The following is a 6,892-nucleotide window of genomic DNA, read 5'->3' on the forward strand; positions in this document are numbered from 1 at the left end:
CATTCGTTGAACCGGTTCGCCTGACATCCCGGACCGGGACGGCGCGGCGCGATCTGGTGGCGGGGTCTCACCTGCCGAGGGCCACGGGGACTGAGCGTGCCCGCGGGCCCCGGCAGCCCGGCCCTCGTCGGCGAGCCCAGGCGCTTGCCATTCCTTCGATTCATCCAATGTTCACGGTGGCGTCCCTTTGGGTGCCTGCGCTCCACACTGCCGACATCTACCTTGCAGTGCGTCCATTGCGGACAATTCTGGGGAAGGTGTGGGGGCCGGTGCCGAGCAGGACGACCCGGACGAGCATGTCAAGAAGGACCGTTCACCGGCTGTTCGTGGGGTTGGCCCTGGGGCTGGCCGCGACGTTCACCCTGACCGCGTCCATGGCTCCCCGCCCGGCCGATGCCGTGCAGCCGCTGGCCGGCACAGAGGTCTCCGACGCGGATGTCCGGCTGCTGACCGAGGCCGCCGGGGCGTGCCCCACCCTGACCCCGGCGCGGCTGGCCGGCCAGGTGATGGCCGCCTCCCGGTTCTCCGCGACCCCGGTCGAGGCGGTGCAGGCCGTCGGCGCGCAGGGCACCGCCGGGCTGGTGCCGACCGTCTGGCAGAAGTGGGCGCCGTGGGACGGGGCGCGACCGGGTGACCGGGAGGCCAGCGTCACCGCACTCGCCCACCACATGTGCCAACTGGTCGGCCAGATCCGGGTGCTCAGGCTCGACGGCGACCGATGGCAACTGGCGCTGGCGGCCCATCGGGTCGGTGTCGGGCCGGTCGTCGAGGCCGGCGACGTGCCGGCCGGTGCGGTCGAGTACGTCGACACCGTGGAGCGGTACGCCATCTGGTACGCGATGCAGCCGGCCTTCGGCGGCAGCGGTGACCCGGCACCCGAGACCACGCCGCCGATGGTCGCGGAGCGGGTGACCGAGGCGGCGCCGTTGCCGGTGCCGGACGAGTACCTCGAACCGATCCTGGCCGCCGGGGCCGTCTGCCCGCAACAACTGCCGCCGGCCCGGGTCGCCGCGCAGCTCATGGCCACCTCCGCGTTCGACCCCCAGCGGCTCGGCCCGACCGGCGAGCAGGGCATCGCGCAGTTCCTGCCCCAGGTCTGGGTCGCCTACGTACGGCCGTCGGCGACGGCCTCGCCGTGGACGCCCACCTCGGCGATACCGGCGCTCGGCGAGACGATGTGCGCGCTGCTGGAGGCCGTACCCGGCACCGGCGCCGACGACTACCCGCTCGCACTGGCGGCGTTCCTGCGCGGCGATCCGGCGGTCCGCTCACTGGCCGACGTGCCGGGCGGCGAACGGATCGTCGCCCTGACGGAACAGGTGGGCCGCTTCGAGACCGGGTACGCCAGGGACACCCGGCTGACCCCGCCCGCCGCCGCCCCGTCGAAGAGCCCGCCCGCCGCGCCCGGACGGACACCCGGCGCGACGACCGCACCGGCCAGGCCACCCGCGGCGAAGGCGACGAAGCCAAGCACCCCGGCGAAGTCGGTCAGCTCCGACCAGCCACCGGTCAAGGCCAGGGACGCCGCCGCGGACAACCGTTCGTACGGGCCGTACTTCATCCACAACCTCGGCACCAACATGTGCCTCGACATCCCGGGCACCGGGCCCGGTCCGCGCGACGGGCCCGTCAACCAGAACCTCTGCTATCCGCACACCCCGGACAACCAGGAGTACGCCTTCGTCCCGCGCCGGGTCGACGGCTCCGGCAACCAGCTGTACTGGATCCGCAGCGTCACCTCCCAGTACTGCCTGGACCTGCCGGGCCTGGGCTCGGTTGCCCCGGCGACGCCGCTGAACGAGACGGGCTGCTTCGACGACGAGAACCAGTACTGGCGGCTGCAGCCCACAGTGAAGTCCGGCAAGGTCCAGTACTACCGGATCGTCAACACCGCCTCGAACCTCTGCCTGGACGTTCCCGGCACCGCGGACGGCGGGCTGGATGCCCGCCTCGGGGTGTTCGGCTGCCGTTCCGGCGACGACCACGACTGGGCACTGATCCGAAGGGCCAACTGGTGACCCCGTTGGCCCGGGCGGCCCTGACCGGGCTGGCGATGCTCACGGCGCTGACGGCGGCCACCAGCACGGTGGCCGTGACCGAGTCCCGCGCCGCCCGGGCCGCGCCGGCCGGCCCGGAGGTCGAGCCCTATGTCCTCTACTACACCGTGCTGGCGTCGTTTCAGGGCAGGCCGGAGACCCTCTGGTCGATCGCCGACCGGTTCCTCGGCGATGCCGAGCGGGCCGGCGAGATCCTGGAGCTCAACACGGGGCGGCGACAGCCGGACGGCGGCCGGCTGACCGATCCCGGGCGGCTGCACAAGGGCTGGCACCTCGTGCTGCCCTGGGACGCGATCGGCACCGGCGTGCGGCACGGCGTGCTGCCCGGTACGACGGTCGCCGCACCCCGCCAGGCCACCTCGGCCGACCCGACCGCCGGCCCGGGCAGCGCACCAGCGCGGGGCGAGGCGCCCGCGGCTCCCACCGGTCCGCTGCCCGGAGCCGGCCGGCCCGCGGGTTCCGGATCCCCGGGCTCCAACCGCTCCGGTTGCCGGCCGACCGTTGTCGCCGCCCCACCGGCCACCTCGACCTGGGGGCAGCGCCTGATGGCTCCGGAGCGGGTGTGGCGGAGCACCACCGGTGCCGGCGTCCGGGTGGCGGTCATCGACTCGGGCGTGGCGGCGGGGCGGCCCGGACTCGGCGACCGGCTCGGTCGAGGCGCCGACATCGTCTCCGGCAACGGGCTGGGCGACACCGACTGCGTCGGCTCGGGTACCGCGCTGGCGGGCATCGTCGCCGCCGACGACGGTGCCGACGGCGAACGGGTCGGGATGGCGCCGGGGGCCGTGATCATTCCGGTCCGGCTCGTGGACCGGGGCGTCGCGGCGAGCCCACCGGCGACCGTGACCGCGATCCAGGTCGCGGTGGCCACCGGAGCGAAGGTGATCCTGCTCGGCGCCTCCGTCGACGTCACCGACCGCACGGTACGGTCGGCGGTCGACGAGGCGATCGGCCGGAACGTGCTCGTGGTGGCGCCGGCCCCCGCCGGAGACTCCACGGTGGCCCCGGCGGAGGGCCTGCTCCGCGTCGGCGGCCTCCGTCCCGACCAGCGGCCGTCCAGCGACTATCCGGCCGGCTCGGTGGACCTGCTCGCACCGGCGACCCGGATCCGCAGCATCGGCGCGGCCGGCACCGGGTCCTACGTCGGCACCGGTACGCAGTACGCCGCAGCCTTCGTCGCGGGCGCGGCGGCCCTGGTGCGCTCCGCCCACCCCGGGCTCTCCGCGGGACAGGTCGGCCGGCAACTCGTCAGCACCGCCGACCGGGGGCCCGGTGCCGGCGCGGAGGGCGTCGGGCGGCTCGACCCGTACGCCGCGGTCACCGGCCCGCTGGTCGACGGCGGGCGGGCCGCCACGGTCGCCGAGCGGAGCGGGCGGAGCCGGCCGGTCTCCTGGCCGGTGGTGCTGGCGGTGCTCGCCGCGATCGGGACACTGCTCGCGGCCGGGCGGCTCTGGCGTCGCTACCGGGCGGCACGCACCAGGCGTCGGCTGGCCGTGGAACAGGCCGACGACCCGTTCGGCAGCCGCGCCGGAGGCGCGGACCAGCTGGTGCGCAGCGGGAAGCCGTGAGCACCGGAACCAACGGGTCCGGTGGGGGTGAGTGATGGTACGGGGCGTACTCCGGGGCCGCCGGGTCGGCGCCGGCTCGGACGTCGTCCGGGTGTCACCCGGCGAACGGGGTGCCGCGCAGAGCATCGCGGCCGGCCTGCGGGCGGCCTCGGAGGGGCAGACCGTGCTGGTCGCACCCGGTCTCTACCACGAGGAACTGCTCGTCGACGGCGCGGTGCGGCTACGGGCCGAGCGGGGGCCGGGCAGCGTGTCGCTGGTGCCGCGCACCCCGCTGCGGATCACCGCCGGGGCGACCCTGACCGACCTGACGCTGGCCGGCACCGACCCTGCCGAGCCGCTGCTGCGGATCGAGGACGGTGGCGCCGAACTCGTCGGCTGCGTCCTGCACGGCGGCCGGATCGAGACCACCGGGGAGTCCCGCCCGGTGCTGCGCGACTGCCGGTTGACCGGCGCCCGGCTGGCCGGCCTGTACGCCACCGGCGGCACCGTGGTGCTGCTCGAGCGCTGCGTCGTCACCGACGTCGACGGTATCGGGGTGGTGGCCGGCGAGTCGGCGCAGGCCACGCTCCGCGACACCTGGATCGGCCCGGTCACCGGCTCCGGCGTGCGGGCGCGCGGCACCGCCCGACTCGACCTCGCCGGTGGCACGGTCGTCGCGGCCGGCCGCAACGGGATCCTCGCCGAGGAGGCGGCCTCGGTCACCGGGCGGGACGTCGCGGTGTCCCGCAGCGGCGGCGACTCGGTCTTCGCCTCCGGCACCACGAGGGTGGAGCTGACCGGGTGCCGGCTGACCGACCCGGCCGGCGCGGGCGTCGTCGCCGCCGACCGGTCGCAGCTGGCGCTGACCCGCTGCGACGTGGACCGGGCGGGTGCGACCGGCGTGGTGTGCCGGGACGAGGCCGAGGTCGGCGTCGTCGCCGGGTCGGTGCGCGGCTGCGCCGGAAACGGGCTCCTCGTCACCGACCGGGGCGTCGTGACGCTCACCGACACCGTGCTCGGCGACTCGACCTACAGTGTGCTGCACGTCGGCGGCGCCGGCCGGCTGACCGCCACCGGCGCCTGGGTGGGGCCCTCGGCGGAGCACGGGCTGCACGCCATCGGGGCGGGCCGGGCCGAGCTGACCGGGGGCCGGGTGCACGGCTGCGGGCTGGCCGGGGTGAGCACCGCCGACGGTGCCGAGGTGACGGCCACCGGCACCGTACTGGCGGCGAACCGCAACGGGGTGGTCGTGGGCGCGGACCGGCCGGTCCGGCTGACCGGCTGCGTGGTCGACGCCAGCGGCCGGGCCGGGGTGCAGGTCGGCGTCGGTGCCACGGTGGAGCTGACCGAGTGCCGGATCGACCGCGCCGGCACCGCCGGGATCGTCTTCGAGCAGGAGAGCGGGGGCACCGTCGACCGGTGTGCGGTGCACGACGCCGAGGGCTCCGGCATCGTGGTGTGGACCGGGGCGAAACCGCAGGTGACGGCCACCTCGTGCACGACCGGGGCGAAGAACGCGCTCTTCGTGGCCGAGGGCGGCGGCGGCCGGTTCGTCGACTGCGTCTTCACGGCCAGCGCGTACCCGGCGATCCACATCGGTGCCGGCGCGACGCCGGCCGTCGTCCGCGCCCGGATCCGGGACACCGAACTCGACGTCGACGTGGATCCGCAGGCCAAGCCGGTCTTCGAGGAGATCCGGCTGACCGAGGTGACCAGGTCGCTGTTGCCGCCGACCGCGCTCGCCGCCGCCGGTCAACCCGGCCACCTGGCGGCGGCCGGCGGGCCCGCGGTGGCCGCCGACCCGTCGACCGGGAGCACCGTGGGCACCGAGGCGGCCGTGCCCACCGAGGCCGACCTGCCGGAACTGCTGGCCGAGCTGGACTCGCTGGTCGGCCTGGACCGGGTCAAGCAGGACGTGCAGGCCCAGATCAAACTCATGCAGACGGTACGCCGCCGGCAGGAGGCCGGGCTGGCGTCGCCGCCGCTGAGCCGGCACCTGGTCTTCGCCGGCAACCCCGGCACCGGCAAGACCACCGTCGCCCGCCTCTACGGCCGGCTGCTCGCCGCCCTGGGCATGCTGGAACGCGGCCACCTCGTCGAGGCCGACCGGACCACCATGGTCGGCGAGTACGTCGGGCACACCGGACCCCGTACCCAGGCCGTCTTCCGGCGGGCGCTCGGCGGGGTGCTCTTCATCGACGAGGCGTACTCGCTGGTTCCGCCCGGGCACACCAACGACTTCGGGCAGGAGGCCATCGCGACCCTGGTCAAGCTGATGGAGGACCACCGCGACGACGTGGTGGTGATCGTGGCCGGATACCCGCTTGAGATGAGCCGCTTCGTCGCCTCGAACCCCGGCCTCGCCTCGCGGTTCTCCCGGACGTTGACCTTCGAGGACTACGGGCCCACCGAGTTGACCGACATCGTCGAGGCCCAGTGCCGGCGGCACGAGTACCAGCTCGCCGACGACGCGCGCGGTGCCGTACACGCCCTCTTCGCCGGGATGGCCCACGGCCACGGCTTCGGCAACGGGCGCGCCGCACGGCAGGTCTTCCAGCGGATGACCGAACACCAGGCGCAGCGGGTGGCGGACCTCGTCGACCCGTCGACGGACGACCTGCTGCGGCTGACCGCGTCCGACGTGCCCGCCGCCGGCTCGGTTGCCTGAGGCGGTCCGTACGGCCAGAGATGAGGTATCCGATGACGTCCCTCGACTGCGCTCCTCAGCCGATCCAGACCGACCTGACCACCTGGTACGAGCGGGTGTTGGTGCCGCAGAGCCGCCCCGCGCTGCACCGCTACGCCCTGCGTCTGGTGCCCGGCGACCCGCACCGCGCCGAGGATCTGGTCCAGGAGACGCTCCTGCGGGCCTGGCGGAACCTGGACTCGGTGGCCAGCGCCCGGTCGCCGCAGGCCTGGCTCTCCCGGGTCGCGCACAATCTCTGCATCGACCAGGCCCGGCGGGTGGCGGCCCGCCCCGCCGAGGTCGTCGCCGAGGACCTCACCGCCAGGGTCTGGGAGCCGGCGGAGAGCCTGTACGACGCCGCCCTGGACCGGGCCGAGCTGGAGCCGGCGCTGCGTAGCCTCTCGGCGGTGCACCGCGAGGCCCTGCTCCTCGTCTACTACCAGGACCGTACGCACCGCGAGGTGGCCGGGGTGCTCGGCGTGCCCCCGGGCACGATGAAGTCGCGCACCCACAACGCCACCCGCGAGCTGCAACGGGCGTTGCACCGGCGCGGCGTGACCGGCAGCGCCCCGAACTGATCCCGCCCGGTGTGGCAGGGCCGG

4 protein-coding genes are annotated in these 6,892 nt (G+C 75.0%); all 4 read left to right on the forward strand.

Features of this window, described 5'->3' with window-relative positions; all coding sequences use genetic code 11:
* Positions 1–269 precede the first annotated feature (269 nt).
* The 4 genes from ACN27G_RS01295 to ACN27G_RS01310 are packed head-to-tail and all read left to right on the forward strand — an operon-like array spanning position 270 to position 6,868.
* Positions 270–2,018, forward strand: a complete 1,749-nt coding sequence (locus tag ACN27G_RS01295; RefSeq protein WP_421490932.1) for an RICIN domain-containing protein — start codon at positions 270–272, stop codon at positions 2,016–2,018.
* On the forward strand, positions 2,015–3,625 hold the full coding sequence (locus ACN27G_RS01300) for a S8 family serine peptidase (protein WP_421490933.1): 1,611 nt from the start codon (positions 2,015–2,017) through the stop codon (positions 3,623–3,625). The genes ACN27G_RS01295 and ACN27G_RS01300 overlap by 4 nt, the downstream gene beginning before the upstream one ends.
* 34 nt (positions 3,626–3,659) lie before the next feature.
* On the forward strand, positions 3,660–6,272 hold the full coding sequence (locus tag ACN27G_RS01305) for a right-handed parallel beta-helix repeat-containing protein (RefSeq protein ID WP_421490934.1): 2,613 nt from the start codon (positions 3,660–3,662) through the stop codon (positions 6,270–6,272).
* 32 nt (positions 6,273–6,304) lie between these two features.
* The gene (locus tag ACN27G_RS01310) at positions 6,305–6,868 is read left to right on the forward strand and encodes a sigma-70 family RNA polymerase sigma factor (protein ID WP_421490935.1); all 564 of its coding nucleotides are present in this window, start codon (positions 6,305–6,307) and stop codon (positions 6,866–6,868) included.
* Positions 6,869–6,892 lie beyond the last annotated feature (24 nt).

It is taken from the genome of Plantactinospora sp. WMMB334, from assembly GCF_049179095.1.
In the GTDB taxonomy this organism is placed as follows: domain Bacteria; phylum Actinomycetota; class Actinomycetes; order Mycobacteriales; family Micromonosporaceae; genus Plantactinospora.